Annotated in this window: 3 protein-coding genes and 1 pseudogene; 3 read left to right on the forward strand and 1 reads right to left on the reverse strand. The window is 56.7% G+C overall.

Annotated features, from left to right (window positions below; genetic code table 11):
• Nucleotides 1-25 precede the first annotated feature (25 nt).
• A pseudogene (locus BG842_RS21050) lies at nucleotides 26-600 on the forward strand (dolichol kinase).
• Here BG842_RS21050 and BG842_RS30245 read toward each other — a convergent pair.
• On the reverse strand, nucleotides 601-777 hold the full coding sequence (locus BG842_RS30245) for a hypothetical protein (RefSeq protein ID WP_175424082.1): 177 nt from the start codon (nucleotides 775-777) through the stop codon (nucleotides 601-603).
• Nucleotides 778-992: 215 nt separating this feature from the next.
• Here BG842_RS30245 and BG842_RS30250 point away from each other — a divergent pair, with 215 nt between their 5' ends.
• Nucleotides 993-1,148 carry a hypothetical protein gene (locus BG842_RS30250; protein WP_217493358.1) on the forward strand — a complete coding sequence of 52 codons (156 nt, stop codon included), beginning with the start codon at nucleotides 993-995 and terminating at the stop codon, nucleotides 1,146-1,148.
• A gap of 76 nt (nucleotides 1,149-1,224) precedes the next feature.
• Nucleotides 1,225-1,593 (forward strand): HalOD1 output domain-containing protein, encoded by a 369-nt coding sequence (locus tag BG842_RS21055; RefSeq protein WP_083252680.1) that lies wholly within the window; start codon nucleotides 1,225-1,227, stop codon nucleotides 1,591-1,593.
• Nucleotides 1,594-2,014 lie beyond the last annotated feature (421 nt).

Below are 2,014 nucleotides of genomic sequence, written 5' to 3' on the forward strand. Positions count from 1 at the left end.
AGCGCGCCTTCTCCGAACTCTAACCGTGGCGGGTGAAGTCAAGCGCAGGCTGGTACACGTCAGCGGAACCGGATTTCCGGCGCTGTACCTACTGGGCTTGCTGACGTGGGAGCAGTTGCGCTGGCTTCTTCTCCTCGGTTCCGCGGTCGCGCTCGCACTCGAAATCATCCGCCTGTTCGTCGGCCTCGACTGGAAGATATACGACGAACTCACGCGGAGTTACGAACAGGACAACCTCGCAGGTTACGCCCTCTACTTCTTCGGCATGACCGCGACGGCGTGGGTGTTCGAACCGCGAATCGCCATTCCCGCGATGCTCATGCTGACCATCGCCGACCCCATCAGCGGCCTCATCGGGTCGGGCGAACTCGGCATCAAGGCGGCCCACACTTTGCTGGTGACTTTCGCGGTCTGTCTTCTCATCGCATCCGCCTTCGGCCTCCCGCTTCCCGCCGCCGTGTTCGGTGCCGTCGCTGCGACGCTCGCGGACGGCGTGAAACCCGTCATCGCGGGCTACGTCATCACGACAACCTCACGATTCCCATCGGTGCCGCCGTGGCTATCTTCGTCGGGTTGCGGTATCTGCCGATGCTCGTTTGATCATCCGTAACCGTACTTCGGGAGGTCGTCATCGCGCTGCACCTGACCATTCTCTCCCTTGGCGAGTTCGATACTCTGACCGGTTCGGAGACGACGAACCGTCGAACACTTCCGTCGGACGACCGCTCTCAGCCAGAGGAACAGCATCCGAACGACGTAGCGGAGGTGTTTTGCCATTCGATTGGCGGGTTTGGTCCCGCTATCTCATATAAACCTTCGCCGACCACTTTCACTCCGCCACACGAATCCTTTAACCGAATGACGACCAAACTCACGACGAATGGCGACCACGGACGCTGCAACGAACTACGTGGAACACCCCTATCTCTCGCCCTCGTTCATCGAGCGGCGACTCTATCAGATTCAACTCTCATGTTCCGAAACTCGTCGACTTGGACGTGATCGAGTTTGATGCAGATACCGAGACGATCACGCCAGGTCCACATGCAGTGCAGGTGTTGACGGCGTTGGAGGGTGCCGGTGGCAGTCTCGACAATCGACAAGAAACACACGCTCGCAGCGAGTTCGACCGGGAGGACACTCGGTAACCCATGGCTGCCCAGAGAGATATCACTGCCTCGGGCTCGACAGTACGATAGGATATTTTCACACGGAGGACGACAGATGACCACAAGTAATGACCAAACCGATGATGGCACCAAACTTGCACAGGACGGAAACGGACCCGACGATCCCGACATGGCGTTTATGACACAGGCCCATTACGAACGAGAGAGCCACCGCGATCTCACCACCGAAATCATGTTCGCAATCGCGGACGCCGCAGACGTTGCGCCCGTCGACATCAAAGATCCCCCGTTATACGAGTGTGTGGATATTGCCGCGATTGAAGACGGCTTCTTCGGGCCGAAGGTCGCCGGACAGACCCGTGATAGTGAGGGGAGTGTTTCCTTCCGATATAACCAGTATCACGTCGAGGTTGCGAGTGATGGGTGGATTACGGTGTCCGAGCCTACTGCGTACGGCGACTGACTACCTTCTGCTGTATCGTTTGTGTTCGTGAGGGACGGATGTACGAGTGGCACGGAGTATCCTTCACTTCAATTGTGTTCGATTCCCAGCCAGAGCTTTATGTGACTGGTGTGCATAGGTTTCTCTGACGAAGGAGCAAGGACATACTGTGTATCTGTTTCCAGGCGGGGAAACAAACCTTTCAGAAACAGTCTGGCTGTTTCACATGCCATGTGTGGGTGCATTCTATAGTTATCACTTCTCGCACCCACACCATGACCGAACATCCCCATTCCAACGACGAGCACAAGCAAACAGACGATGAGGCCTACCAGACTGAGTTTGATCCGATAACAGACAACGTCAGTGAAGAGCTGATCAGGGCGATTGCGACAGTGAACGACGCTGACCCAACTGAACTCGCACTGCTCTCGGAGTTTGT

The organism is Haladaptatus sp. W1 (assembly GCF_001723155.1).
GTDB classification, from domain to species: Archaea; Halobacteriota; Halobacteria; order Halobacteriales; family Haladaptataceae; genus Haladaptatus; species Haladaptatus paucihalophilus.